Genomic DNA, 25,159 nt, shown 5'->3' with positions numbered 1-25,159 from the left:
CTCAGCGCGCGACGATGCGCGCGCCATGCAGACCCGGGCGGCCGTCGGCCACGTCGGTCCACACCGCGTAGGCCGCGGCACCGGACAGGGCCAGCTGCGGAAAACCGGTGGCGCGGCCGCGTCCTTGCAGGCGCGCGAGCTCCAGACGTTGCGGTTCGCCGGACAGGTCGGCGGCGTAGCGCGCGAGCTGCAGCGATTGGCCCTGCGCGTCTTCGCGCAGCCACAGCACCCACACCGCGTCCGCGGCTATGGCGACATCGACGCGGCCCTGCACCTGCGCGCCCTGATCGAGCACGCGCGGCGCGGCGTAGGAGTCGCCGGCGTCCTCGCTGCGCGCGAGCTTGAGCGTGGGCGTGTCGCCGGCCGCGGTGTACCAGGCCACCACCGCGCGCGATCCGCGCGCGGCCACCGCCGGGCCGTTGACCGGGCAGGCCGGCATGGTCCAACGATCCGGGTGCACCATGCGCGCCGCGCCCCAGCCGCCCGGCCCGCGCCGTACTGCCGCGATGTCGCGCAGCTCTTCGACCGAGCGATCGCGATAAACCAGCAAGGCGCCGCGCTCGGTCAGCGCGACATCGGTCTGGCAGCAGTCGCAGGTCCTGCGGTCCAACTCGACCTCGTCGCTGCGCCGCAGCTCGGCATCGACGATCGCGCTGCGCAGGCTCATCGTGCCGCCATGGTCCTCGTGGCCGGCATGCGCGTCGGTGGACGCGGCCGCATTGTGGCGGCCGTCCAGCCAGGCGATGCCGAGGCGATCCTCCGCGGCCGGCCACAGCGACACGAAGCCGTGCTCGGTCGAAGTGCCGTCGTTGTTGACCAGCACGGGCGCGGACCAGGTCGCGCCATCGTCGGCCGAACGCGCCAGTGCGACGTCGTAGGCATAGGGCGCGCTCGCGGACTTGCGCAGCCAATGCGCCCATAACGCGCCGTCGGCGGTGGCCATGACGTGCGGGGTGTCGGCCCAGTTGACGAACCAGTCGCGGCCGGCGGCGACCTGCACCGGCGCCGACCAGGCCGCGTGGCCGGTGTCGCTCGATTGCGCCAGCCGCAGGCGATGTTCGCCGTCATACGACTCGATCCACGACAGCAGCAAGCGGCCGTCCGCGCTCGCGACCAGATCGGGTTGCGCGGCAGCGGTGTCCACGGGCAGCGCCCAGGCGCTGGCGCTCAGGCGCGGGGCCGGCGCCGATGCGGGGGCCTCGGCTGCAACGGGGGGCGGCGCGTCACCGCGCCCGCAGGCGCTGCCGGCCAGGATCAGTGCGATCGCGAGAATCGGGCGGGGCTTCATGGCGGAAGGGTAATCCAGCCCGAGGCCGCGAGGGCGGCCGTGGTGTTACGCGGCGATGCGGTTCGCCTATGGCTCACCGCATCCTACGGGCGAGCGGGCAGGCGGGTACGCGGCGAGCGCGCCGCGTCTCAGGCCACGCGCGCGCGGCGCGCGCGGGTCAGGTGCACCAACAGCAGCGAGATCGCCGCCGGGGTCATGCCCGGAATGCGCTGGGCCTGACCGACGGTTTGCGGACGCACGCGCTCCAGTTTCTGCTGGACCTCGGCCGACAGGCCGTGCACGCCGGCGTAATCGAAACCGTCGGGAATCGCGGTGTCTTCGTTGCGCTGCTGGCGCGCGATCTCTTCGCGCTGGCGTTCCAGGTAGCCGGCGTACTTGACGCCGATCTCGACCTGCTCGGCCACCGCGGCATCGGCCACCGCCGGGCCCAGCGAGGGCACGCTCGTCAGCAGCGCGTAGTCCAGCTCGGGGCGCTTGATCAGGTCCAGCGCGTTGGTCTCGCGGCTGAGCTCGATGCCCAACGTCTGCGCCACCTCGCGGCCCAGGGCGTTGCCGGGCGCGGCCCAGACCGCGGCCAGGCGCGCGCTCTCGCGCTCGATCGCCTCGCGCTTGCGCGCGAACGCGGCCCAGCGCGCGTCGTCGACCAGGCCCAGTTCGCGGCCGGTTTCGGTCAGGCGCAGGTCGGCATTGTCCTCGCGCAGTTGCAGCCGGTACTCGGCGCGCGAGGTGAACATGCGATAGGGCTCGCTGGTGCCGTGGGTGATCAGGTCGTCGACCAGCACGCCCAGGTAGGCCTGGTCGCGGCGCGGGCTCCAGCCGTCCAGGCCGTGCGCGTGGCGCGCGGCGTTGGCGCCGGCCAGCAGGCCCTGCGCGGCGGCCTCTTCGTAACCGGTGGTGCCGTTGATCTGGCCGGCGAAGTACAGGCCGGCCACGGCTTTGGTCTCCAGCGTGGTCTTGAGGCCGCGCGGGTCGAAGTAGTCGTACTCGATCGCGTAGCCGGCGCGGGTGATGTGGGCGCGCTCGAAGCCGCGGATCGAGCGCACCAGCGCCAGCTGCACGTCGAACGGCAGCGAGGTCGAGATGCCGTTGGGATAGATCTCGGCCACGTCCAGGCCTTCGGGCTCGACGAAGATCTGGTGGCTGGCCTTCTCGGCGAAGCGCACCACCTTGTCCTCGATCGACGGGCAGTAGCGCGGGCCGGTGCCTTCGATCTGGCCGGTGTACAGCGGCGAGCGGTCGAGCGCGCCGCGGATGAGGTCGTGGGTCTGCTCGGAGGTGTGGGTGATCCAGCACGAGACCTGACGCGGATGGTCGTCGCGGCTGCCGAGGAAGGACATCACCGGGCGCGGATCGTCGCCGGGCTGCTCCTCCATCACCGAGTAGTCGAGCGTGCGCCCGTCGATGCGCGGCGGCGTGCCGGTCTTGAGCCGGTCGACCACGAACGGGCCTTCGCGCAGACGCGCGGCCAGCGCGGTCGCGGGCGGGTCGCCGGCGCGGCCGGCGGCGTAAGTGGTCTGGCCGACATGGACTTTGCCGGCCAGGAAGGTGCCGGCGGTCAGCACCACCGCGCGCGCCTGGAAGCGCAGCCCGGTCTGGGTGAGCACGCCGCTGACGCGGCCGTCGGCGAATTCGATGTCGTCGACCGCGGCCTGGAACAGGGTCAGGTTCGGCTGCGCTTCGACCGCGCGCCGGATGAAGCTGCGATACAGACCGCGATCGGCCTGGCAGCGCGTCGCCCGCACGGCCGGGCCCTTGCTGGCGTTGAGGCGTCGCCACTGGATGCCGGCGGCATCGGCCGCGCGCGCCATGATCCCGCCCAGCGCATCGATCTCCTTGACCAGGTGGCCCTTGCCGATGCCGCCGATGGCGGGGTTGCAGCTCATCGCGCCGACGGTCTCGACCGAATGGGTGAGCAGCAGGGTGCGCGCACCGGCACGCGCCGAAGCCAGCGCGGCTTCGGTGCCGGCGTGGCCGCCGCCGACCACGATCACATCGTATTGGTAGAAAGAGTCGGTCATCGCAGGGTCCGGCGCCGCGGGGCGGCGGGCGGAATTTTAGGGCATGCCGGCGCGGGGCGCCCGGGCACGGAAACTTGGCACGGTTCCTGCGTCATTACTCTTGCACCCAGCGGGGCAGGCGCTAGACGCCGGTCGGAATTGGAACAGGGGCTGGCCAAGCGCTCGCGGGGGAAGCAGGGGGCCGAATGTCGGGGGACATTCGGCCCCTTATTTTTTTCCCGATTCCGCTGCGCGATACGCGCGATCCATCGATCTGAGGCCGGTCTGGCGCGGTTTGCGCGCGGGACGTCGCGTCTTGCGCGTCGCCTCGTAGAAGGCGCCGACGCCCGACGGGGACGGAACAGGGGGGATCCGTGATTCCTCGCCGGGCGCCGACATAGTCAGGCTGTCTTACCGACTACGTCCAAATGCGACGCAGCCGGTCAATACCCGTAGATTGCGGTCAGTCCGGTCCCGATGCAAGACCCTGGGGTGTGACCGGAAACTCGCTTGTGGAAAGCCGCGCTTGCGGAAGCCGCGCCCGTGGAAAGCGGCGGTGCGGGAGCGGCGCTGCGTTCAGCGCCGCCCCTGGCCCGGTCTCACTGCTCGTGCGTGGCCGGACGGCTGTCGCGGCTTTCGACCGCGCGGCGGATGGTCTGCTGCATCGGCGAGCCGCCGTCGCGGCGCGGCGGCGGGTTGTTGTAGACCCGCGGCATCGGCTGCGAGGGCACGTGGGTCGGCGGACGGCCGCCATCGGCGTGCTGGCGGCGGATGCCGTCCAGGTTGCGCCAGGGCGAGCGGTCGTTGTCCGGACGGCCCGGCGGCGGCGGGTTGGTCGGCGGCTGGCCCGGATTGACCACCACCGGCGGACGCGGGCGGTGCGGACGGTGATAGCCCGGGTAGCCGTAGCCCGGGTAACCGGGGTAATAGCCCGGGTAGCCGTAACCGTAGCCCGGTCGGTAGCCGTAGCTATAAGGATACGGATAGCCACCGTAGCGGTAGCCGAAGCGGTAGGCCTCGCCGTACGGGTAATAGCCGCCGTAGGAGCCGCCGTAAGAACCGTAATAGCGGTACTCGGTGCTCGGCTGACCGTAGTAATAGTCGCCGCGCGCGCCGTCGCGATACACGTAATCGGGATAGCAACCGGCCAGCAGGACGGCGGCTACGACGGGCAGGATCAGTTTGCGAATCATGGCTGGAACCCCCCAGGGTGTGCCGCCAGCTTCGGCCCGGGGCATTGAACTCGGGCTTAACTCGGCGGGTGGCCGGAAACCCCATCCTGACCGGTTCAGGTCCGCGCTACCAGTGTCGCCGCCCTAACCGACCGCTTGCGCAATTGCCGCGCCGCCGCACCGGTGCCAGCATGCCGGTCCGCGGCCGCGCGCAGGCGCCCCGCTCCCCCGTTCGCGAGCCCCCATGACCCTGCACCGCACCTCCGGCCATTGGCGGCTGGGCCTGTTGCTGACCCTGCTCACCGCGGCCTGCTGGGCGACCCTGCCGATCGCGCTGAAGATCGTGCTGGAGGCGCTGGACCCGATCACCCTGACCTGGTTCCGGTTCCTGGTCGCGGCCGGCGTGACCGGCGCCTGGCTGGGCCTGCGCGGGCGCCTGGGAGGTTACCGCGCCCTGGGCCGGCGCGGCTGGACCCTGCTGGCGGTGGCCGCGCTGATGCTGGTCGGCAACTACGTGCTGTACCTGTTGGGCGTGCAGTACACCTCGCCGGCCAACGCCCAACTGCTGATCCAGCTGGCGCCGCTGCTGATGACCCTGGGCGGTATCTGGGTGTTCGGCGAACGCTTCCGCGCCGCGCAATGGCTGGGCCTGGCCCTGCTGTTAATCGGGCTGAGCCTGTTCTTCCGCGACCAGCTGGTCCACGCCTGGGCCCAGGAAGCGGCCAGCGCAAGCGCGGCGCACAGCGGCGACTACCTGCTGGGCTCGGCCTTCGTGATCGCCGGCGCGGTGGTGTGGGCGGCCTACGCGCTGCTGCAGAAGCAGTTGCTGATGAAGTTGGGATCGATGCAGATCCTGCTCTTCATCTATGTCGCCGCCAGCGTGCTGCTGCTGCCGTTCGCGCGTCCGTCCGCGCTGTTGGCGCTGGACGGTTTCCACTGGGCGATGCTGGCCTACTGCGCGCTCAACACCGTCGGCGCTTACGGCGCCTTCGCCGAGGCGCTGGCGCACTGGGAAGCCTCGCGGGTGTCGGCGATCCTGGCGACCACGCCCTTGCTGTGCATCGTGGCGGTGACGGTGGTGCACGCGTTCTGGCCGCAGATGCTGGCGCCGGAACGGATCTCGAGCCTGGGCTGGGTCGGCGCGGCCTTGGTGGTGGCCGGTTCGGCCGCGGTCAGCCTGCTCGGGCGGCGCGCGCCCGCCAGCGAAAACGCATGAACGCCGCTGCGCCGGCATGGAGCGCGGCGGCGCGGGTGCGCTAGTCTCGCGACGATGAGCGAACTTCCCCCGAACGACCCCTCCGCGCCCGCCACCGACCTGCCCGGTTTCCGCGACGTGCTGGCCGCGGCCGCGCGCATCGCCCCGCATGCGCACACCACGCCGGTGCTGCGCTCGCGTTCGATCGACGCCTTGGCCGGCTGCGAGCTCTACTTCAAGGCCGAGCACCTGCAGCGCATCGGCGCCTTCAAGTTCCGCGGCGCCTGCAATGCGGTGTGGTCCTTGTCCGAGGCCGAAGCCGCGCACGGCGTGGTCACCCATTCCTCCGGCAATCATGGCGCCGCGCTGGCGCTGGCCGCGCGCACCCGCGGCATCGCCTGCCACGTGGTCGTGCCCGAGGGCGCGGTGGCGGCCAAGCTGGCCGCGATCGAAGCCTACGGCGCCACCCTGCATCGCTGCGCGCCGAGCATCGACGCGCGCGAGGCCAAGTGCGCGCAGGTGCAGGCCGAGACCGGCGCCGAGCTGGTCCATCCCTACACCGACGCGCGCGTGATCGCCGGCCAAGGCACGGCCGCTTTGGAATTGTTGGCGGCGACGCCCGCGCTGGACGCCTTGATCGCGCCGGTTGGCGGCGGCGGCCTGGCCAGCGGCACCGCGATCGCGAGCGCGGCGGTATCGCCTGCCACGCGTCTGTTCGTGGCCGAACCGGCCGGCGCCGCCGAGACCCACGCTTCGCTGCAAGCGGGTAAACGTATTACGCAGTTCGTACCGGACACGATTTGCGACGGATTGAGAGGCACGTTGGGCGCGCCTAATTTCGCGCTTTTGCAGCGCTATGCTGTCGAGGCCCTGGTGGTCGACGACGCCGACACCGTGGCCGCGATGCGCCTGTTCCTGCAACGCGCAAAACAAGTGCTGGAACCCTCCGCTGCGGTCGCAATAGCCGCGGTATTCGCTAATCGTTCGCTTTTCGCCGGAAAAAAAGTCGGCGTGATCCTGTCCGGCGGCAACGTCGATGCGGATGCGTTGGCGACTTTGTTCGCGCGCTGAATACATCGGCGGTGGAAGCCGCCGCATCGACGGCGATGCGACGTGTTTTATTTGTGACACCTCTATCATTTTTTTGCGCATGCCACTGGCACGCTGAGCTACGCAGCGCACCCCACGGCGTTGATTCACTTACGCCGGTGCGCGACGAGATCCGACCATTTCGTTCAAGCACTGAACAACGTTTAGCCGAAGGGGTGGCTGATGGTGGATGTCGAGTTTCGGGTGGTCGCAGACCGCCGCGACGGGCTGTTGCTGGCCCTGGGCCAGACCGTGATCGCGGCGGGGTTCACCCTGTTGCGTCAGCGCATGGTCAACAGCGAGGAAGGCGTGGTGCTGACCATGGTGGTGCGCGGCCCGGAGAACGGGCTGCTGATGCTCGAAGAGCGTCTGGGCACCCATCACCTGGTCAATAGTTTCGAAGCCTCGCCGGTCGACGCCAGCGTCGCCAATACCGTCAGCGCGCCTGCGCCCGCACCGGCCGCGCCCAAGGCCAACGGCGGAGCGACGCTCAAGCCCGCGACCGCGTCCGACGAGGCCGCCACCGCGATGGACACGCGCCGGGTCGAATCCCTGCTGCCGCAGCTGGCGCGCGACTACCCCAACATCTTCATCCAGCTGTTGGCGCTGGAACACGACCTGCCGCCGTCGCAGCGCGAGGCGACGCTGCGTTACATCGGCCAGCGCGTGGGCACCTGGGTCTACAAGCGCGACTACTCCCTGGGCGGCCACCTCGCCCTGGCCGACGCGGTGCGCCACATCGCCCTGCCGGCGATGCGCCAGCTGGTTCAGGCCGAACTCCACGAGGACACCCTGCGGGTCAAGAACAGTCCCTTCTGCCATCGCGGCGAACACGGCGCTTCCTGCCATTTCCTGCGCGGCATGCTCGGCGGCCTGCTCGGCGGACCCCACGGCACCGAAGGGGTGCGCGTCGTCGAAAGCCATTGTCGCAACACCGGCGCGGAGACTTGCTGCTTCGAGTTCCACGCCTGAGTCAGGCCAACCACCACGGGGGACTACCAATGCCGCACGATCACGCCATTCAATGCATCCACGACCCGCTGCTGGTCGTGCTTTCTTACCTGGTTTCGGTGCTGGGCTCGTTCACCGCCCTGCAGCTCGCGATCGCGATCCCGGCCGCGCGCGGCGCGGCGCGCTGGCGCGCGATCTTCGCCGCCGGCGCGGCGATGGGCGGCGGCGCGATCTGGGCGATGCACTTCATCGCCATGCTGGCCTGCCAGATGCAGATCCCGGTGACGTACGACCTCACCATCACCATCGCCTCGGCGGTGATCGCGATCCTCTCGTGCATGGCTGGCCTGGCGATCGCCAGCGCGGGCGTGTTCGGCTGGGGCAAGCTGGTGATCGCCGGCGTGTTCATGGGCCTGGGCGTGACCGGCATGCACTACAGCGGCATGGCGGCGATGCGCATGCCGGCCGACATCCACTACGACGGCACCCTGGTGTCGGCCTCGGCGGCGATCGCGATCGTGGCTTCGATCGTGGCCCTGTGGCTGGCCTTCAACCTGCGCGGCTGGCTGCAGATGCTGGGCAGCGCGCTGGTGATGGGCGTGGCGGTGTGCGGCATGCACTACACCGGCATGCTCGCGGCCAGCTTCGCGCCCAATCAGGCCGGCGCGGCCGCGCTGGCCGGCGGCATCAGCGGCGCCAATCTGGGCATGGGCATCTTCGCGGTGACCACCCTGCTGCTGGCCACGGTGCTGACCCTGAGCATGCTGCGCCAGCGTCAGCGCGCGATGGTGCAGATCTGACCGCGCCTTCCGTAACCCGGTAGCGCGAAGGGCCCGCCGATGCGGGCCCTTCGTTTTGGCGCATGCGGCGCGGGCGCGCGCGCGTTCTTCGACCGCGCTCACGCGGCCTGAGCGCGACGCCGGTATCATCGCCGCGTCCCGCATACCGATGCAGCCAGGCCCCCGATGAAGATAGACGGTACCCGCAGCCACGACCGTGCCACCGAGGTGGTGTTGGCCTATTACGCCGCCTTCAACCGCGGCGATTGGGACGGCATGCTCGTCCTGCTGTCCGACGATGTCGCCCACGACCTCAACCAGGGCCCGCGCGAAAACGGGCGCGTCGCATTCGCTCAGTTCCTGCAGCGCATGCAGGCCAGCTACCGCGAGCAGCTGCACGACATCGTGGTGCTGGTCTCGCCCGACGGCAGCCGCGCGGCGGCCGAGTACGTGGTCCACGGCCAGTACCTGGCCAGCGACGCCGGCCTGCCGGAAGCGCGCGGGCAGAAATACGTGCTGCCCGGCGGTGCGTTCTTCGAGCTGCGCGACGGTCGCATCCAGCGCGTGAGCAACTACTACAACCTGCAGGACTGGATCGCCCAGGTCAGCTGAGCGCGGCCGCGGCGCAACCGCCGCGCATCGGCGCGGCGACGCGACCGACGCGTAACATCCGCTCCGCTAGGCTGTCGCGGCGCCCGACCGCCGCACGGCCCCGATGCTCAGACTCCCGCGTACGCCCGCCTACTGGATCGCCGCGCTGGCCTTGGCGCTGGCGCTGTGCTTTCTGGGCAGCCGCGGCATCTGGGACCCCGACGAAGGCCGCTACACCAACGTCGCCCTGAACATGCTCGACACCGGCGACTGGATCAATCCGCGCCGCAGTCATGAAGTCGCGCACTGGACCAAGCCGCCGCTGACCTATTGGGCGATCGCGTCCAGCGTGGCCGTGTTCGGCCATCACACCTGGGCGGCGCGGCTGCCGGCGGCGCTGGCCTATCTGCTCAGCGTGTGGCTGGCCTGGCGCGTCGCGCGCCGGCTCGCGCCGGGCGCGCAGGCGCAGGCCGCGACGATCTACGCGACCCTGCCGTTCACCGTCGGCGCCTCGCAGCTGATCACCACCGATTACCTGTTGTCGGCCTGCACCGGGTTGGCGATGTGGGCCTATGTGGAGGCGCGCTTCGGGCCGGCGCAGGCCGAAGCCGCGCGCGAACGCCTGCGCGCGCGCGGCTGGATCGCCTTGATGTGGATCGGCTTCGCGCTGGGCTTCCTGTGCAAGGGCCCGCCGGCGCTGCTCCTGCTGCTGCCGATCCTGGCTTTCAATCTGCTCGCGCCGGGCGGGTATCGGATCCTGCAGTGGTCGGGCCTGGCGCTGTTCGTGCTGCTGGCGCTGCCCTGGTACGCGGCGGTGATCGCCAATCATCCGGGCCTGTTCAAGTACTTCATCGGCGACGAGGTGGTGAACCGCGTCACCACCAACGAATTCGGCCGCCACGGCGAGTGGTACGGCTGGCTGGAGATCTACCTGCCCACGCTGCTGCTGGGCACCCTGCCGTGGACGCCGGCGCTGTGGCGCTGGGCGCGCGCGCTGCCCGCGCGGGCCGGGCGTTGGCGCGATCGCGCCGCGCGCCTGAGCGAGGCGCCGGCGCTGCTGCTGGCCTTGTGGCTGTGGCTGCCGCTGCTGGTGTTCTGCCTGGCGCAGTCGCGCATGCCGCTGTACCTGCTGCCGCTGTTCCTGCCGTTGGCGGTGATCGCGGCGCGGCAGCGCCAGGACGAAGGCCGCGGCCTGCCGACCTGGCCATGGCTGGCGGCACTGGTCGCGGTGCTGCTGGCGCTCAAGCTGGCCACGGTCTATTGGCCCACCCACAAGGACGCGTCGGCCTGGGCCGAGGCGATCCGCACGCGCGCGCCCGGTCCGGTGCGCGAGGTGGTGTTCGTCGAAGACATGGCGCGCTACGGCCTGCACCTGCATCTGGATGCCGAGATCGAGAAGGTCTCGCTGGAGCCGGCGCCGGGCGCACGCTTCAATCCCGAGTTCGACGAATCGCTGGCGCAGGAGCTGGCCGAGCACGAGCCCGGTACGGTCTGGGTCTGCAAACAAACGATGTGGCCGCGGTTGCGCGCGCGCGTGGCCACGCTCGGCTATCGCGCGAGCGCGCTGGGCGCGCCCTTCGAGCGCCGGGTGATCTTCCAGGTCGAGTTCGCGCCGCGTCTGGCGCGGCCGGGCGACGCGATGCGCTGACCCGGCTCAGGCGCCGCGGTCGCTGCGCATTTCCTTGGTGCGGTGATCGTCGCCGGCCGCCGCGCGCGCCGCGACCAGGCTGAAAGCGACGATGCCGACCACCACGATGGCCGCGCCGAGCAGGCTGCGCCCCTGCGGCCAGGCTTCGCCCAGCCAGAGCGCGCCGATCAGGGTCGCGAACAAAATCTCCGCCGCCTGCATCGCCTCGGCCGCGGCCAATGCGGTCGGGTCGTTGCGGACCATGCCGGTGGCCTGGAAGAACAGCACGGTCGCGATCACGCCAGCGCCCAGCGCCACGCCGCCGGCCAGCCACAGTTGCCCGGCCGAAGGCACGCCGGCCTGCGCGAAGGCGTACACCGCGACCGCGATCCACAGCGGCTGGCTGGCCAGAGTCATGCCGAACACGCGCTGGGTCGCGTTCAATTCGGTCCCGCTGCGCTCCAGATGCAGCAGCAGGCCGCGGTTGCCCAGCGGATAGGCGAAGGCCGATACCGCCACGCAGATCAGCGCGATCCAGCCTTCGCGATCCAGCTGGCCGCCGCCGTGTCCGAGCTGCAGCAGCAACACGCCGGCCACCACCACCGCACCGGCCAACAGCGCCGGTAACGGAATCCGCGCGCGCGCATCGCGGTACAGGAACGGCGCGCACAACATGCCGGCGATCACGGTGAGCTGAAAGGTGCCCGCGACCAGCCACGAGGGCCCGCTTGCCGCGGCCCAGCTCAGGCACACGTAGAACAGCACGAAGCCGATGCCGCTCCACAGCAACCACGGCCACGGATGCGCGCGGATCGCACGCCACACCGGCGCCGCGCCGCCCTGCACCGGCATCACCAGCAACAGCAGCGGCAGGGTGATCAGGTAGCGCAGCGACGCCGTCCATGCCCAATGCCCGCCGCCGACCGCGGCGGCGCGGTTGAGCACGTAGGTGCAAGTGAAGAACAACGCCGAGGCGAGCGCGATCGCGACCGCAGCCAGGGCGAGACGACGTGGGGTCATGGCGGCATCGATTTGGAGGACATAACCATCGGATAGCGACAAAGGCAATTCAGTGCGATGGCGCGCAAGTCAGACAGTGGTTCGGTACCGAAATGCTTCAGGTAACGCAGGTAACTCGACCATTCGTGGATGTTGCGTGATCCGCCATGCATGAGATCGTTGCGCAGGCTCCATAGCCAGGGGAGCATCTCTCCGGCTCGCTCCGTACCCGAGACATCGGACACACCTGAAACCAATGAGCTCTCGACTTGACCCCTTTCACCGAACAGAGCATCCAGCACGATAAAGTAGTTGATGAAGATCGAAACGTCGTACGAGGCCATCGCAAGATTGGCGAAGCACAGCCCAGTACTTAGACGCTTAGCGTATTCTGCGGGTAATCCGCGGCGCTTCTCATTCCAATCGCGTACTTGCGGCTGCAGCGAATGTAGATCCAACTCGTCGCCGTAACGTGGAAACATCGGCCCCAGCGGTAGCAGGTGCAAGCGCGCCCCTCCTGTTTCGGGTCGATGCAAAGCCAGGAAATACTCCTCCGGAGAAGTCATTACACGTTCGCGCTCGGCGTCGCGGCTCCAGAAAGCGTAAAGACAAGCCATCGCTTCCTGCGCATCGCGTCGGAAGGCCTGCTTAATTCCTTCACAGCTGCCCCGGTAGCGCCCAACCAACCAAGAATCGAAAGGCTGCTGGAATCCACCGCCGCTGCCGCCCACGAATTGGCCAGTCAAGGGGCTCCAGTCTCGTTCGAACCCGCCGCGCGGATCCAACGCCGCCCAGCGCTTGGCATCATCAGGTCGAACGATCTCCAAGCGTTCGAATCCAAGATCCTCGGAACTCGCGATCACTCGGAATAAGGGGTAGACCGCGATGGAGTCGCCGATATCGTTATTGATCTTTTCGCGCATCCAATCGTCCAACGACAAGGCAGCCTGCGCGGGGTTCACTAACAAGCGATCGAATAAACTACCTTCGCTTGCAGCGAATACGCCGGAAAAGACGCCACTTCTGTCCAGACAGCGCTGCTGCAGCGTGTTGAATATTAAAGCCGTGATTGTACGCAATTCGTAGTGCCCGCAATCCGGACGCAGATCTAGGTACATCAGGGCTAGTTGCTTCGCTTTGCGTAGTCCTGCTGGCGTATACCACCAGTTGACGCCTAAACCGCTTACGCGCCAGTCATCGTTACTACCGGCGATGAAGCTGCTCCAAGCAGCGTCCGGGTGGCCGCGTTCAAAACGAACCTGCTTCAACAGGGATAGCCAAACGGCGTGCAAGCGGCGTGCGCTCACGATCGTCTCCGGATCGGAATCCTCGCCACCGGCACCTGCACTTCGTCGACGCCGCCGACGCGGATCGGCGTGCCCGGCTGCGGGCCCCAGGCGTGGGCATAGACCACTTCCCAGGTCGCCGGCAGGCGGCCGTCGGGAGTACGCAGCGCCTCGTAGGCCTGCGCCGCGCGCGCGAAACGCGTGCGGCCGGTAAGGCTGCGGCGGCGCTCGCGCATGGCGTTGGTCGCGCCCAGGGTGCGCAGTTCGCGCATCAGGCCGCCCAGGTCGTCGTGGCTCAGCACGAACTCGTCGCGGTCCAGCACCGGGTCCTTGAAGCCGGCCGCGATCAAGGCATCGCCGAACTGCGCGATCGACGGGAACAGGCTCACGTGCGGGGTGTTGTCGGCTTCGGCGAAGGCGCCGCGCAGCTCAAACAGGGTGTCGGGGCCGAAGGTCGACACCAACAGCAGGCCACCGGGCTTGAGCACGCGGCGGAAGCCGGCGAACACCGTCGGCAGGTCCTCGACCCACTGCAGGCACAGATTGGAATACAGCACATCGACGCTGGCGTCGCGCAGCGGCAGCGCGCGCGCATCGGCGCAAATGGCGTCGGGCCGGCGCGCGCCGCCGAGGAAACGCGGCAGGCCGCCGCCGGCGTTGTGGCGGGTTTCCTGCAGCATCGGCAGGGCCAGATCCAGCGCGACGACCTGCGCGCGCGGCCAGCGCTTCTGCATCGCGATCGCGGCATGGCCGGGGCCGCAGCCGACATCGACCACCAGCTCGGGCGTGCGGTCTACCAGATAGTCCAGGGTTTCCGACAGGCGCGCGCCGACTTCGCGTTGCAGCGCGGCGGCGCCGTCGTAGCCATGCGCGGCGCGGGAGAAGGCGCGGCGGACTTGGCGGTGGTCGAACAGATCGGTCATCGGTAAGGCGATTTCAGTAGCGCGCGTGCGTCGTGGGCGCGACGTCCGCACTGGGGGTTCAGGGCGATGCGCCGGCGGCGTTCGCCGGCGGCAAAGATGCGGCGAATTCGTCGACCAGCTGCGCGACCTGTTCGGCCGCGCTCAGGAAGGGTGCGTGGCCGGCGCGGTCCAGCACCACGCTGCGGCCGCCGGGCGCCAGCGCGGCCGCGGCCGGCATCGCGCCCGCCGGTACCAGGCGGTCGCGTCGGCCGGAGATCCACAGGCTGGGCACGCGCAGGTTCGGCAGCTGATCGCGCACGTCGATCGCGTCGAGCAGGCGCAGGCCTTCCTGCAGGGCGTGCTCGGCCGGCTCGCCGCGCTCGAAGGCCTGGCTGCGCAGCTTGCGCAGTTCGTCCTGGGCGCTGGCCGAGCCCAAGGCCTCCAGGGCCAGAAAGCCCTCGAGCGTGCCGCGGAAATCGCGCTTGAGCGCGTCGCCGAAATCGCGGAACAGGTTCGGCGACACGCCGTGCGGCCAATCGGCGCCGGTCACGAAGCGCGGCGAGGACGCGATCATCACCAGGCCGCGCACCTGCTGCGGATGGTCGAGCGCGGCGCGCAGCGCGAACTGCCCACCCAGCGACCAGCCCAGCCAGACCGCATCGGGAATGCGCGCGACCAGTTCGGCGGCCAGCGGCGCGGGCTCCAGCGCGGTACGGTCGTCGCGCGCGTGGCCGTGCCCGGGCAGGTCGATCAGATGCAGGGTGTGGTCGTCGGCCAGGCGCTCGACCAGCGGCGCGAACAGGCCGCCGTGCATGGCCCAGCCGTGGATCAGCGCCAGCGAAGGTCCGCTGCCGAGGGTCTGCACGTACATGCGCGGCCCTCAGTGCGCGTCGGCCGGTCGCCGCAGCGCGGCGAGCGCCGCGGCCGCGTCGGCGGCACGTTCGGCCGGCACCAGCAGATGATCGTGATGCAGGCCGGCGAGTACGTTGCAGGCGATGCCGCGCTGGCTCAGTGCGGTCGACACCGCGGCGGTCAGTCCAACCGCGTCCAGCGCCGAATGCACGCTCAGGCTCAGCCAGGCGGCGACGAAGTCGTAGCCCAGCCCGCGCGCGTCGGCATCGGCGCGCGAGAGCACATAGCTCGCGCCCTCGTCCTCGCGCACGCTGGCGTGGGCGAGCGCGGCCAGCTCGGGATCGTGCCGCGCGCTGGCGACGTAAACGTATTCGCCCGCGCGCCGATGCACGTCCAGGCTGGCCAGCATCGGCGCGAGGTCGCGTTCGGCGACCGGGCGCGCGGCGACGGGCGCCGCGGTCATGGTGCGGGGGTGGCGCGCAGCTCGGCTGCGGCGACGACCGGGGCGCGGCCCAGGCCGGCGCGCTCGGCGGCGCGCGCGAAGGCTTCGATCAGGCCGTCGACGTCGGCCGGCGTGTGCAGCGCCGACAGCGTCACCCGCAAGCGGGCGCGGCCTTCGGCCACGGTCGGCGGGCGGATCGCCGCGACCCAGTAGCCGCTTTCTTCCAGCGAACGCGCCATCGCGATCGCGCGCGCGTCGTCGCCGCAGATCACCGGTTGGATCGGCGTGCTCGAGGGCTGCAGTTCCAGGCCCAGCTTGCGCGCGCCGTCGCGGAAGCGCTGGGTCAGCTCTACCAGCTTGTCGCGCCGCCAATGTTCGTTGCGCGCCAGCTTGACCGCGGCCAGCGTGGCCGCGGCCTGGGCCGGCGGCAGCGCGGTGGTGTAGATGTGACTGCGCGCGGTTTCGGCCAGGTGGCCGATCAGGTCGGCGTCGCCGTGCAGCGCGGCGCCGTAGCTGCCCAGGGCTTTGCCGAAGGTCGCCAACTGCAGCGGTACTTCGCGCACCGACAGCTTCACCGAGGCGACCGAGCCGCGGCCCTCGGGGCCGATCACGCCCACGCCGTGGGCGTCGTCGACGTACAGCAGGGCCTTCTGCGCGCGCGCGATCAAGGCCAGGTCGCGCAGCGGCGCGACGTCGCCGTCCATGCTGAAGACGCCATCGCTGGCCAGCATGGCCATGCCCTCGGGCACGCTGCGCAGCTGGCGGATCGCGCCTTCGGCGTCGGCGTGCGGATAGCGGCGCAGGCGGCAGTTGGCCAGGCGCGCGGCGTCGATCAGGCTGGCGTGGTTGAGCCGGTCCTGCACGCAGACGTCGTCTTCGCCGAGCAGCCCCTGCACCGCGGCCAGGTTGGCCATGAAACCGCTGCCGAACAGCAACGCGCGCGGCGAGCCCAGCCAGTCGGCGATCTCGCGCTCCAACGCTTCGTGGATGGCGTGGTGGCCGCAGACCAGATGCGAGGCGACGCCGCCGGCGCCCTCGCGCGAGGCCGCGTCCTGCAGTGCGCCGACCACGCCGAAATGCTGCGACAGGCCGAGGTAGTCGTTACCGCAGAAGTTGAGCAGCTTGCGGCCGTCGACTTCGCAGCGCGCGCCGTCGCGGTGGGTGACCGTGCGCATGACGCGGGTGCGCGAGGTCGCCTCGCGCTGTTCGCGCGCGGCGGCGATGCGTTCGGGCCATTGCGCTCGGTGCATGGTGGTCAGGCTGCGCAGGAGTGGGAGGGCGCCGCGTCGGTTTCGACGATGTCGGCGTGTACGGTGGCCGATTCTTCCATGATCTGCATCGGCCGCAGGCCCAGGCGCTCGAACAGCGCCATATCGCGCTCGGTGTCCGGGTTGCCCGTGGTCAATAGCTTCTCACCATAGAAGATCGAATTGGCGCCGGCCAGGAAGCACAGGGCCTGGAGCTCGTCGGACATGCTCTCGCGGCCGGCCGACAGGCGCACCATCGAGCGCGGCATCAGCAGGCGGGCGACCGCGATGGTGCGTACGAACTCGAACGGGTCCAGCTCGGCGGTGCCGGCCAGGGGGGTGCCCTCGACCTGGACCAGGCGATTGATCGGCACCGAATCCGGGTGCGCCGGCAGGTTGGCCAGGGTCTGCAGCAGGCCGGCGCGCTGGCTGCGCGACTCGCCCATGCCGACGATGCCGCCGCAGCAGGTCTTCATGCCCACATCGCGCACGTGCGCCAGCGTGTCCAGGCGGTCCTGGAACTCGCGGGTGTGGATGATCTCGTTGTAGAACTCCGGCGCGGTGTCCAGGTTGTGGTTGTAGTAGTCCAGACCGGCCGACTTCAGGGCCTGGGCCTGGTCGCCCGAGAGCATGCCCAGGGTGGCGCAGGTCTCCAGACCCAGCGCCTTCACCTCGCGGATCATCGCCGCGACCTTCGGGATATCGCGGTCCTTGGGCGAGCGCCAGGCCGCGCCCATGCAGAAGCGCGAGGCGCCGGCGGCCTTGGCCTGCTTGGCCTTCTCCAGCACCGCCTCGGTGCTCATCAGCTTGGTGGCGTCGACGCCGGTGTGGTAGCGCGCGGCCTGCGGGCAGTAGCTGCAGTCCTCCGGGCAGCCGCCGGTCTTGACCGACAGCAGGGTGCTGACCTGGACCTCGGTGGCGTCGAAATTCTCGCGGTGGGCGCTGGCGGCGCGGTGCAGCAGCTCCGGGAACGGCAAATCGAACAGGTCGCGCACTTCGCTGCGCGACCAGTCGTGGCGCAGGGCCCGCGGGGGCGAAACGGCCGACTCGGCGACGGGGACTTTACTGACGACGGACATGGAGGTTTTCCGGCAGACGACACGGGGCAGAGGCGGCAGTCTGGAAAGCATGGACGACGCTGTCAACCAAACCCACCCCGCAACGGTTGACGGCCGCCTGGCCCGGCTCGGGTGCGGGCTGTGGCCGGCGCGCTGCCTGGTCTGCGGCGAGCGCGGCGCGGACGGCCGCGATCTGTGCCGGGCCTGCGCGCGCGCCCTGCCCTGGAACCGCTGCGCCTGCCCGCGTTGCGCACTGCCGTTGGCGGTACCCGCGCTTGCCTGCGGACGCTGCCTGAAACGCCCGCCCGCGCTCGACGCGGTCCGCGCCGCCTTCGTCTACGGCACACCGCTGGACCGCCTGCTGCCGCGGCTGAAGTTCCACGACGACCTCGCCGCCGGCCGCCTGCTCGCCGCCCTGATGCTGGACGATCTCCAGCGCCCCGCCCCGGCGGCCCTGATCGCGGTGCCATTGGCGCATGCCCGCCTGCGCGAACGCGGCTACGACCAGGCCCGCGAACTCGCGCGGCCCTTGGCGCGGGCCCTGGGCGTGCCGCTGATCGAGGGCGCCCTGCGGCGCACGCGCGACACCCCGCCGCAGTCCAGCCTCGGCGCGCTGGCGCGGCGGCGCAATCTGCGTGGCGCCTTCGCGGCCGGCTTCCGCGGCGCGGCGCCAACGCGGGTAGTGTTGATCGACGACGTCATGACCACCGGCGCGACCCTGCTAGCGGCCGCCGGCGCCCTGCGCCGCGCGGGCGTGGCGCGGGTGGAGGCCTGGGTGTGCGCGCGGGTGCCGTGAGCGTCGTGACGAAGCGTTGCCGCGCGCTGGGCGCGGCGGCGATCGCTGCGCTCGCGCGCGTCCTACGGCATCACCGGCGGCTGGTAGCTCAGGGTCAGCCCCAGCGCCCACAGCAAGCCCAGCACCAGCGGGATGTGCACCAGCAGCTGCACGAAGGTGAAGCCGACGATGTCGCGCGCCTTCAGGCCCAGCACGCCCAGCAGCGGCAGCATCCAGAACGGGTTGATCAGGTTGGGCAGCGCTTCGGCCGCGTTATAGATCTGCACCGCCCAGCCCAAATGCACCTTCAGGTCGATCGCCGCCTGCATCACGTAGGGCGCCTCGATGATCCACTTGCCGCCGCCGGACGGCACGAAGAAACCCAGCACCGCCGAATAGGCGCCCATCACCAGGGCGAAGGTGTCCGCGCTGGCGATATGCACGAACACGCTGGACAGATGATGGGCGAGGGTCTCGCCGCCGTGGCCGGGCGCCGAGGTCAGCAGCGCGGCGATGCCGCCGTACAGCGGGAACTGGATCAGCACGCCGGTGGTGCTGGGCACCGCGCGCGCGACCGCGTCGAGGAAGCTGCGCGGGCGCCAGTGCAGCAGCAGGCCCAGGGTCAGGAACAGAAAGTTGTAGGTATTGAGGCTGGCGATCGCGCTCACCGCCGGCTTGCTCGCGAATTCGTAGACCAGCCAGCCCAAGCCCAGCGCCGACAGCGCGATGGTGATCAGCGGGCTGTACTCCAGCCATTCGCCTGGGCGCGTGCGCGGCGGCAGCGCCGGCGTGGCCTGGCGCGGGTCGGCGCCGAACTCGCTGGCGCGGCGCACCGAGGCGCCGCGCGGTGCGGTCACGTAGCACACCAGCAGCGACACCCCGATCAGGGCGGCGGTCAGCGCGATCGACTGCCACAGGAAGATGGTCTGGCTGAAGGGGATCACACCGGTGATCGCCAGCAGCGCCGGCGGCATGCTGGCCGGGTTGGCCTGCAGCTGCGCCGCCGAGGAGCTCAAGCCCATCGCCCAGACCGCGCCCAGGCCCAGATAAGCGGCGGCACCGGCGGCGCGGTAATCCATGTCCAGGTCCTCGCGCCGCGCCAGCGCGCGCACCAGCAGGCCGCCGAACACCAGCGAGAAGCCCCAGCTCAGCAACGAGGTCAGCATGCTCAGCAGGCCGACGTAGCAGATCGCGCCGCGACCGCTGCGCGGGACCCGTGCCAAGGCATCGATCAAGCGCGCCACCGCCGGCGCGGTCGCCACCACGTAACCGCCGATCACCACGAAGGCCATCTGCATGGTGAAGGGGATCAGGCTCCAGTAGCCCTCGCCGAATGCGCTCGCCGTGGCCTTGGGCGTGGCGCCGAAGCCCAGCGCGGCTATCGCGACCACGATCACCGCCAGGGCCGCGAACACATAGGCATCCGGAAACCAACGCTCGGCCCAGGCCGCGCTGCGCAGGGCGAAACGCGCGAGCGCGCCGTCGTTGGCGGGAGCGGACGCGGCGGTCGGGGTCATGGTCGAGGTTTCCGGCGGCGATGGACACGAAGATTCTGCGCGGCCCTGCAGCGAGCGCCGTTAGCACTTTAGTCGCAGCGAGGGCGCGGTTTGCGATGGGAGTCCGAAATTGGCTCCTCAGCGATAGAAGACCTCTCCCGCTTGCGAGGTGAGGGGCAGCGCTTGCGAGCTACTGGTTCACGCTGCACCGAACGCCCGACCGCTGTGCGCTCGGGCCGAGGTATGGGCCGGTGCGGGCAACACATAAGCCCCTCTCCCGCTTGCGGGGTGAGGCGTGGCGCGAGCCACTGGCTCGCGCTGGGCCGAACGCCCGACCGCTGTGCGGTCGGGCCGGGGTGTGGGTTGGGGTGAGGGCAGCGAGCGCCGTGGGCGCAAGCCTCTACTGCTGCTGCTCCAGCAGAGCAGCAACAAAAGCACCCCTCACCCTAGCCCTCTCCCGCAAGCGGGAGAGGGGACCAAGCTTTGTGAGCTCAGCTTGGAGCGAACTCTCGCCGGACATGGTTCATGGTGAGTTTTTCGAACCACCTGCAGCAGGGCTCTCACGACTCCAAGCCGTGCGTGCATCCTGCTCCGCACAGGTTGCATCGCACACCCACCCTCAATACCCACTGCTCTCCGCCGCGAACCGCACCGGTACCGTGATCGTCGCGCTGCCGCCGTTGTTGAGGCTGAGGTTCAAGCTCACCGCGGTGTCGCCGGTCGCGCCGCCCGAGGCCGGGCAGCTGCCGTTGCTGGCGGTGCAGGTCCAGGGCCCGCTCAGGCTTACGCCGGTGGGCAGGTTGTCGCTGATCTGGGCAGCGTTGGCCGCGTCCGGGCCGTTGTTGGTCACCGTCAGGGTGTAGCTGGCGGTGCCGCCCGGCGTGTAGGTCGACGCGCCGTCGCTCTTGACGATGCTCAGGTCGGCCTGTCGCAGCGCGTTGGTGATGGTGCAGTTCAGATCGTCGCCGGCGCTGGGCGAGAACTCGGCCCATTGCTGGCGGTTGCCGAGGTTGTTGCCGCCGCCCGAGGGCAGTGCCGTGGCCGAGCCTGCGGTCGCATTGCTGCAACTCAAGGACACGCGGTACGCGCTGGGCGCCTGATCCGCGCCGGCCGGCGTGGCCTTGATCGCCTCTTCGAACTGCATGGTGCTGCCGGCGGGCAGGATGGTTACGCCCGTGCTCGCGCTGGTCGGCGCGGCGCCGCCGCTGGTGGCGGCGCTGGCGGCGAGGATGCCGCCGGAGTAGATCCGCACCGTGGCCTGGTCGCTGGCGCCGACGCGCGCCTGCAATTGCTTGCTCAGGTTGACCCAGACCGGGGTCGGCGTCGGCCGGCAGGCGCTGGCGTCGAAGTTGGTGTTGCCGATCAGGCCGCGCAGCACCGCGCGCACGCCGTTGTGCAGGCCGCTGCCGGCGGCGCTGGGCACGGCGCAGGCATCGTTGCCGGTGCTGCCGCCGCGATTCACGCGCACCCGCACGCTGATCACATAGGTATCGGTCTGCCCCGCCGTGAGGTTGCGCCATTGGCCTTGCAACAGCCACGGGCCGCTCCCGCTCAACGCGCTCGCGGCGCCGCCGTTGAAGGTGTAGCTGGCCGAGACGATGCTGGTGTCCGGGTCCAGGCCGGGCGTGTCGGTGAGGCTGTAGCTGGCCGCGACCAGGCTGGGGTTGTTCACCGTCACCGTGTAGCGCACGTCGGACAGATCGGCGCTGCCCGCCACCGCCACCGGCGCGTCGGCGTTCTTGTTGACGGCCAGGCTCGCATCGTCGTCGGTGATGGTGTAGCTGCGCGTGTCCTGGGCGGCACCGCCGCAGGTGGTGATGGAGGTCAGCAGGAACGGCAGCGGCGAGCCGGTGGGCGGCGAGATCCGCAGCGCAATGGTCTCGTTGCCTTCCGGCAGGATGTCGTTGGTGATCGCGATCGGCAGCGCGATCAGGCTGCCGGTGCCGCCGTCGTAGGTGCCCGCGGGCACGGTCACGTTGAAGGTCGCCGCGTTGCCCGGCGTGGTGTAGTCCACGCCCAGGGTCGCGGTGCCGCCGGTGACCTGCACCTGCACCGTCAGCCCGCCGGCCGGCACCGTGCCGTTGATGCGCAAGGCCGGCAGATTGCCGCCGGTGGATTCGGGCGAGGAACTGCTGGGCTGATCGAATTCGACGAAGGGCCGCAGTACCAGCTGGATCGCATCGAGAAAATTGCCGACCGTGAGATCGCCGCCGGCGGTGCTGATCGACTCGAAGCCCAGGCTGTTGGTGCCGGTGGCGCCGGCGTAGGTGAAGTTGCCGCGGTAGTCGACCCAGCCGTTGCCGCCGGCGACCGGCGCGTTGGCGGTGCCCTGCGAGACCGTGGGCGTATCGAAGCTGCCGTTGGCGGTGGTGCCCACGCGGATCACGGTGGAGGACGCGCCGACCTTCATCTCGGCCACGTCGCGCACGGTGTTGCTGCTGCGGCCGCGGTGGCTGAACACCCAATCGATGCGCTCGCCGTTGATCATGCACACGTTCTGGTACATGCGCGAGGTCGCAGCGGCGTTGAGTTCGGCGAACTGTTTGCCTTCGCGGGCGGGCACGCTGCTGAAGTTATTGGCCCACAGCTCCATCAGCCGGCCGCTGGTGCCGACCGAGGCCGGCGGCACGCACGTACCGCCGGCGGTGCCGATCGGATGGGTGGTGGTCCAGCCGGGAATCGCGCCTTCCGGGATCAGCGCGTAGCAGGCCGTGGTGCCGTTGCCGAGCACAGGCGCTTCGAAACCGATATTGATGAAGCTGCGTTGGACCTGCGCAGCGGCAGGCAAGGCGAGGCAGGCGATGGCGAGCGCGGCCAGGCCGCGAAACAAACGGCGTCGAGTCATGTATCCCCCTGTTACGTGACCAGTGTCACAAAAAATCAGGAGAGATGCCTGAATTGGTCTTCACGCCATTCGCCTAGCGGCACCCGCGGCGTGCCGCCCCGACGCCGAATCAGGGCGCGGGTGGCGGGCTCGGCTTCGGGATGTCGGCGCGCGGGCGGCGGCCGGAGCCGATCACCGCTTCGGCGCTGAGTTCCATCGACGCGCCTTTCGAGAACAGCGCCGTGGTGCCGACCGCGGTCCAGGCCGGGTAGTGGTCCTTGAAGAATTCGTGGTGCACTTTCAGCACCGGCTCGACCACGCGGCGGAACTCCTCGTGGTTCTGGGCCACGTGGAAGCTGTTGAGCTCGACCACGTCCTCCAGGCTCGCGCCCGCCTGCTTGAGGTGGACCTCGAGCTGCTGGAAAGCCCAGCGAATATTGGCCTCCTCGTCGGGGCCCGAACGCGACGGAATACCCGACACGATCACCCGGTCGCCGACGCGCAGCACCGGCGTGTAGTGGATGTCGTGATAGGAGCTTTGCCAGCCGGCCGGCGCGAAATGCTCGCGCGTGGGCGCGGCGGCGCTCGGGGTTTCGGCGCCCGCGGCGGTGGCCACGGCGCACAGCACGGACAGCACCAGCACGACAGGCAGACGCGGCATCGCAGCACTCCGGTGACGGACGGTGCCGCCATTGTAGGCACGGGGCCGGCGCCAGGACTGCGCCGGGCCCGACCCTTCAGGCCGCCGTCGCGCCGCCGCCCAGGGCGTAGTCCAGCGCCAGCCCGGCGAACACCGTCAGCCCGACCCAGTGGTTGTGCAGGAAGGCCTTGAAGCAGGCCGCGCGGTCGCGGCCGCGCGCGATCGCGAATTCGTAGGCCACCAGCAAACTCGCCAGGCCCAGGCCGCCGAAATACCAGACGCCCAGATCGGCGCGCTGCCCGGCCAGCGCCAACGCGGCCAGGAACAGGGCGTACAACACGCCCTGGGCGATCAGGTCCATCTCGCCGAACAGGATCGCGGTCGACTTCGCGCCCATCTTGAGGTCGTCCTCGCGGTCGACCATCGCATACCAGGTGTCGTAGGCGGTCGCCCACAGGATGTTGGCCGCGTACAGCAGCCAGGCCACCGCCGGCACCTCGCCGCGCACCGCCGCGAACGCCATCGGGATGCCCCAGCCGAAGGCCATGCCCAGGTAGACCTGCGGCAGATAGGTGTAGCGCTTGAGGTAGGGATAGCTGGCGGCCAGGACCACGCCGACCACGCTCATCAGCACGGTCAGGCGGTTCAGGGTCAGCACCAGCGCGAACGCGGCCAGCATCAGCGCGGCGAACACCATCAGGGCCTCGCGCCCGCGCACCTCGCCGGTCGCCAGCGGGCGGTGCTTGGTGCGCTCGACATGCGGGTCCAGCCAGCGGTCGGCATAGTCGTTGATTACGCAGCCGGCCGAACGGGTCAGCCAGACCCCGGCGCTGAACACGAACAGGGTCCACAGCGAGGGCACCCCGCGCGCGGCGATCCACAGGCCCCACCAGGTCGGCCACAGCAGCAGCAGCCAGCCGATCGGGCGGTCGCCGCGCACCAGCTTCCAGTACAGCCCCAGGCGGACTTTCCAGGCCGGCGGCGGCACCGATTCGGGGGTTTCGTAGCGCTCGTAACTCATCCGATCAGAGTACCAAGCCCCGCAAGCGCGCCGCGATGCCGGCCGTTCGCCGCCGCCACGCCACGTCCGCGTGCGTTTGCGGCTAGAATGCCGGTCCCGCGTGGCCCCGACTTTGACCGGTCGGAGCGCCGGGATCTCAGCCAGGCGCCCGTAGCTCAGCCGGATAGAGTAGTGGCTTCCGAAGCCATTGGTCGGGGGTTCGAATCCCTCCGGGCGCGCCATTCCTATGTCTACGGGCATGGGTGCCGGCTTTATACTGGCGTGCGGCCGCACCTTGGTGCGGTTCTTGTTGATGGCTCCGCATGCCCGGCCGGGTGTGCGCAATAGGTGGATCGTGCGCAATTACGACCTCGAATTCCTGAAGAAATTCTCGATGGTGATCGGCTTCCTGATGCTGGTCACCCTCGGGCTGATGATCGCCGCCTACTTCGTGCACCAGCAGATCCCGCCGGAGATCGACCCGGCCGTGGTCAAGCGCACCGAGCAGCGCATCGCTCCGGTCGGCGCGGTCTACGCCGGCAGCACCGGCGCCTCGGCCCAAGCCGCGGCCAAGGCCGCCGCTGCCGCCAAGGCCGCCTCGCAGGTCGCCTACGGCGGCACCACCGACGGCGCGGTGATCTTCGACAACCTCTGCGCGGGCTGCCACAAGTCCGGCGCCGGCGGCGCACCGACTCTGGATCAGGCCCATTGGGGCCCGCGCCTGGCCAAGGGCAAGGACACCCTGCACAAGCACGCCATCGAAGGCTTCACCGGCACCGCCGGCATCATGCCGCCCAAGGGCGGCAACCCGGCCCTGACCAACGAGCAGGTCTCCGCGACCGTCGACTGGATGCTGGCCAACCTGAAGTAAGCGCCGCCGCATCGCGCCGCGCCACGACGCCGCCTTCGGGCGGCGTCGTCGTTTCCGGGCCCCGCCGCCGCGCGCATT

Annotated in this window: 22 protein-coding genes and 1 tRNA gene; 9 read left to right on the top strand and 14 right to left on the bottom strand. The window is 70.1% G+C overall.

The window, feature by feature from the left end:
• Position 1: 1 nt before the first annotated feature.
• From ASD69_RS10550 to ASD69_RS10540, 3 genes are all read right to left on the bottom strand, one after another.
• Positions 2 to 1,288, bottom strand: coding sequence for a sialidase family protein (locus ASD69_RS10550; protein WP_056177608.1), 1,287 nt, complete (start codon positions 1,286 to 1,288; stop codon positions 2 to 4).
• Positions 1,289 to 1,416: 128 nt separating this feature from the next.
• On the bottom strand, positions 1,417 to 3,306 hold the full coding sequence (gene mnmG / locus ASD69_RS10545) for a tRNA uridine-5-carboxymethylaminomethyl(34) synthesis enzyme MnmG (protein ID WP_056177606.1): 1,890 nt from the start codon (positions 3,304 to 3,306) through the stop codon (positions 1,417 to 1,419).
• A 578-nt stretch (positions 3,307 to 3,884) separates the two neighbouring features.
• On the bottom strand, positions 3,885 to 4,478 hold the full coding sequence (locus tag ASD69_RS10540; RefSeq protein WP_056177603.1) for a hypothetical protein: 594 nt from the start codon (positions 4,476 to 4,478) through the stop codon (positions 3,885 to 3,887).
• Between the two features lie 223 nt (positions 4,479 to 4,701).
• On the opposite strand from ASD69_RS10540, the gene ASD69_RS10535 reads away from it, so the two are divergent.
• The 6 genes from ASD69_RS10535 to ASD69_RS10510 all read left to right on the top strand — a co-directional run bounded on the left by ASD69_RS10535 (position 4,702) and on the right by ASD69_RS10510 (position 10,710).
• Positions 4,702 to 5,673 (top strand): DMT family transporter, encoded by a 972-nt coding sequence (locus ASD69_RS10535; protein ID WP_056177601.1) that lies wholly within the window; start codon positions 4,702 to 4,704, stop codon positions 5,671 to 5,673.
• Positions 5,674 to 5,727: 54 nt separating this feature from the next.
• Entirely contained in the window at positions 5,728 to 6,723 is a 996-nt protein-coding gene (locus ASD69_RS10530) for a pyridoxal-phosphate dependent enzyme (RefSeq protein ID WP_056177600.1), read from the top strand.
• A gap of 201 nt (positions 6,724 to 6,924) precedes the next feature.
• Positions 6,925 to 7,713, top strand: a complete 789-nt coding sequence (locus tag ASD69_RS10525) for a hypothetical protein (RefSeq protein WP_056177598.1) — start codon at positions 6,925 to 6,927, stop codon at positions 7,711 to 7,713.
• Between the two features lie 29 nt (positions 7,714 to 7,742).
• Positions 7,743 to 8,492, top strand: a complete 750-nt coding sequence (locus tag ASD69_RS10520) for an MHYT domain-containing protein (protein ID WP_056177596.1) — start codon at positions 7,743 to 7,745, stop codon at positions 8,490 to 8,492.
• A gap of 165 nt (positions 8,493 to 8,657) precedes the next feature.
• Positions 8,658 to 9,083: a ketosteroid isomerase-related protein gene (locus tag ASD69_RS10515; protein ID WP_056177594.1), complete on the top strand. Its 426-nt coding sequence runs from the start codon at positions 8,658 to 8,660 to the stop codon at positions 9,081 to 9,083.
• Between the two features lie 103 nt (positions 9,084 to 9,186).
• Complete coding sequence (locus ASD69_RS10510; protein WP_056177592.1) at positions 9,187 to 10,710, top strand: glycosyltransferase family 39 protein; 1,524 nt, start codon at positions 9,187 to 9,189, stop codon at positions 10,708 to 10,710.
• A gap of 6 nt (positions 10,711 to 10,716) precedes the next feature.
• Here ASD69_RS10510 and ASD69_RS10505 read toward each other — a convergent pair whose 3' ends face one another.
• Genes ASD69_RS10505 through bioB form a run of 7 tightly spaced genes read right to left on the bottom strand, consistent with a single transcriptional unit; the run spans position 10,717 to position 17,496 of the window.
• A complete protein-coding gene (locus ASD69_RS10505; protein WP_056177589.1) occupies positions 10,717 to 11,709 on the bottom strand; it encodes a multidrug resistance efflux transporter family protein in 993 nt (330 codons plus the stop codon).
• The gene (locus ASD69_RS10500; protein ID WP_157499145.1) at positions 11,706 to 12,995 is read right to left on the bottom strand and encodes a hypothetical protein; all 1,290 of its coding nucleotides are present in this window, start codon (positions 12,993 to 12,995) and stop codon (positions 11,706 to 11,708) included. Before ASD69_RS10500 ends, ASD69_RS10505 begins: the two co-directional genes overlap by 4 nt.
• On the bottom strand, positions 12,992 to 13,897 hold the full coding sequence (bioC, locus tag ASD69_RS10495; RefSeq protein ID WP_056177585.1) for a malonyl-ACP O-methyltransferase BioC: 906 nt from the start codon (positions 13,895 to 13,897) through the stop codon (positions 12,992 to 12,994). The genes ASD69_RS10500 and bioC overlap by 4 nt, the downstream gene beginning before the upstream one ends.
• Positions 13,898 to 13,955: 58 nt before the next feature.
• Positions 13,956 to 14,747, bottom strand: coding sequence for a pimeloyl-ACP methyl ester esterase BioH (bioH, locus tag ASD69_RS10490; protein WP_056177583.1), 792 nt, complete (start codon positions 14,745 to 14,747; stop codon positions 13,956 to 13,958).
• A gap of 9 nt (positions 14,748 to 14,756) precedes the next feature.
• Complete coding sequence (locus tag ASD69_RS10485; RefSeq protein ID WP_056177581.1) at positions 14,757 to 15,191, bottom strand: ACT domain-containing protein; 435 nt, start codon at positions 15,189 to 15,191, stop codon at positions 14,757 to 14,759.
• Positions 15,188 to 16,420 carry an 8-amino-7-oxononanoate synthase gene (gene bioF / locus ASD69_RS10480; protein WP_056177580.1) on the bottom strand — a complete coding sequence of 411 codons (1,233 nt, stop codon included), beginning with the start codon at positions 16,418 to 16,420 and terminating at the stop codon, positions 15,188 to 15,190. Before bioF ends, ASD69_RS10485 begins: the two co-directional genes overlap by 4 nt.
• Before the next feature lie 5 nt (positions 16,421 to 16,425).
• Positions 16,426 to 17,496, bottom strand: coding sequence for a biotin synthase BioB (gene bioB, locus ASD69_RS10475; RefSeq protein WP_056177578.1), 1,071 nt, complete (start codon positions 17,494 to 17,496; stop codon positions 16,426 to 16,428).
• A gap of 49 nt (positions 17,497 to 17,545) precedes the next feature.
• Between bioB and ASD69_RS10470 the strand changes: the two genes are divergently transcribed.
• On the top strand, positions 17,546 to 18,271 hold the full coding sequence (locus ASD69_RS10470) for a double zinc ribbon domain-containing protein (RefSeq protein WP_056177576.1): 726 nt from the start codon (positions 17,546 to 17,548) through the stop codon (positions 18,269 to 18,271).
• Positions 18,272 to 18,333: 62 nt separating this feature from the next.
• Here the strand turns inward: ASD69_RS10470 and ASD69_RS10465 are convergent, their stop codons facing one another.
• The 4 genes from ASD69_RS10465 to ubiA all read right to left on the bottom strand — a co-directional run bounded on the left by ASD69_RS10465 (position 18,334) and on the right by ubiA (position 24,231).
• Positions 18,334 to 19,767 carry a TIGR00366 family protein gene (locus ASD69_RS10465; protein ID WP_056177573.1) on the bottom strand — a complete coding sequence of 478 codons (1,434 nt, stop codon included), beginning with the start codon at positions 19,765 to 19,767 and terminating at the stop codon, positions 18,334 to 18,336.
• Between the two features lie 598 nt (positions 19,768 to 20,365).
• Positions 20,366 to 22,591: a DUF11 domain-containing protein gene (locus ASD69_RS10460; RefSeq protein ID WP_157499144.1), complete on the bottom strand. Its 2,226-nt coding sequence runs from the start codon at positions 22,589 to 22,591 to the stop codon at positions 20,366 to 20,368.
• A gap of 109 nt (positions 22,592 to 22,700) precedes the next feature.
• Entirely contained in the window at positions 22,701 to 23,231 is a 531-nt protein-coding gene (locus ASD69_RS10455; protein WP_056177570.1) for a Rid family hydrolase, read from the bottom strand.
• A 76-nt stretch (positions 23,232 to 23,307) separates the two neighbouring features.
• Complete coding sequence (gene ubiA / locus ASD69_RS10450; RefSeq protein ID WP_056177567.1) at positions 23,308 to 24,231, bottom strand: 4-hydroxybenzoate octaprenyltransferase; 924 nt, start codon at positions 24,229 to 24,231, stop codon at positions 23,308 to 23,310.
• A 144-nt stretch (positions 24,232 to 24,375) separates the two neighbouring features.
• Between ubiA and ASD69_RS10445 the strand changes: the two genes are divergently transcribed.
• Positions 24,376 to 24,452: transfer RNA gene (locus ASD69_RS10445), tRNA-Arg, on the top strand.
• A gap of 113 nt (positions 24,453 to 24,565) precedes the next feature.
• A complete protein-coding gene (locus ASD69_RS10440) occupies positions 24,566 to 25,081 on the top strand; it encodes a c-type cytochrome (RefSeq protein WP_056179792.1) in 516 nt (171 codons plus the stop codon).
• Positions 25,082 to 25,159 lie beyond the last annotated feature (78 nt).

It is taken from the genome of Lysobacter sp. Root604 (genome assembly GCF_001427505.1).
Classification (GTDB): domain Bacteria; phylum Pseudomonadota; class Gammaproteobacteria; order Xanthomonadales; family Xanthomonadaceae; genus Lysobacter.
The sequence above is the reverse complement of the archived record's forward strand: the minus strand, read 5'-3'. Positions and strand labels throughout refer to the sequence as shown.

Excerpts from the sequence above, each read along its gene's own strand:
- ASD69_RS10550 (WP_056177608.1), bottom strand. The coding sequence starts at position 1,288 with ATGAAGCCCCGCCCGATTCTCGCGATCGCACTGATCCTGGCCGGCAGC.
- mnmG (WP_056177606.1), bottom strand. The coding sequence starts at position 3,306 with ATGACCGACTCTTTCTACCAATACGATGTGATCGTGGTCGGCGGCGGC.
- ASD69_RS10540 (WP_056177603.1), bottom strand. The coding sequence starts at position 4,478 with ATGATTCGCAAACTGATCCTGCCCGTCGTAGCCGCCGTCCTGCTGGCC.
- ASD69_RS10535 (WP_056177601.1), top strand. The coding sequence starts at position 4,702 with ATGACCCTGCACCGCACCTCCGGCCATTGGCGGCTGGGCCTGTTGCTG.
- ASD69_RS10530 (WP_056177600.1), top strand. The coding sequence starts at position 5,728 with ATGAGCGAACTTCCCCCGAACGACCCCTCCGCGCCCGCCACCGACCTG.
- ASD69_RS10525 (WP_056177598.1), top strand. The coding sequence starts at position 6,925 with ATGGTGGATGTCGAGTTTCGGGTGGTCGCAGACCGCCGCGACGGGCTG.
- ASD69_RS10520 (WP_056177596.1), top strand. The coding sequence starts at position 7,743 with ATGCCGCACGATCACGCCATTCAATGCATCCACGACCCGCTGCTGGTC.
- ASD69_RS10515 (WP_056177594.1), top strand. The coding sequence starts at position 8,658 with ATGAAGATAGACGGTACCCGCAGCCACGACCGTGCCACCGAGGTGGTG.
- ASD69_RS10510 (WP_056177592.1), top strand. The coding sequence starts at position 9,187 with ATGCTCAGACTCCCGCGTACGCCCGCCTACTGGATCGCCGCGCTGGCC.
- ASD69_RS10505 (WP_056177589.1), bottom strand. The coding sequence starts at position 11,709 with ATGACCCCACGTCGTCTCGCCCTGGCTGCGGTCGCGATCGCGCTCGCC.
- bioC (WP_056177585.1), bottom strand. The coding sequence starts at position 13,897 with ATGACCGATCTGTTCGACCACCGCCAAGTCCGCCGCGCCTTCTCCCGC.
- bioH (WP_056177583.1), bottom strand. The coding sequence starts at position 14,747 with ATGTACGTGCAGACCCTCGGCAGCGGACCTTCGCTGGCGCTGATCCAC.
- ASD69_RS10485 (WP_056177581.1), bottom strand. The coding sequence starts at position 15,191 with ATGACCGCGGCGCCCGTCGCCGCGCGCCCGGTCGCCGAACGCGACCTC.
- bioF (WP_056177580.1), bottom strand. The coding sequence starts at position 16,420 with ATGCACCGAGCGCAATGGCCCGAACGCATCGCCGCCGCGCGCGAACAG.
- bioB (WP_056177578.1), bottom strand. The coding sequence starts at position 17,496 with ATGTCCGTCGTCAGTAAAGTCCCCGTCGCCGAGTCGGCCGTTTCGCCC.
- ASD69_RS10470 (WP_056177576.1), top strand. The coding sequence starts at position 17,546 with ATGGACGACGCTGTCAACCAAACCCACCCCGCAACGGTTGACGGCCGC.
- ASD69_RS10465 (WP_056177573.1), bottom strand. The coding sequence starts at position 19,767 with ATGACCCCGACCGCCGCGTCCGCTCCCGCCAACGACGGCGCGCTCGCG.
- ASD69_RS10460 (WP_157499144.1), bottom strand. The coding sequence starts at position 22,591 with ATGACTCGACGCCGTTTGTTTCGCGGCCTGGCCGCGCTCGCCATCGCC.
- ASD69_RS10455 (WP_056177570.1), bottom strand. The coding sequence starts at position 23,231 with ATGCCGCGTCTGCCTGTCGTGCTGGTGCTGTCCGTGCTGTGCGCCGTG.
- ubiA (WP_056177567.1), bottom strand. The coding sequence starts at position 24,231 with ATGAGTTACGAGCGCTACGAAACCCCCGAATCGGTGCCGCCGCCGGCC.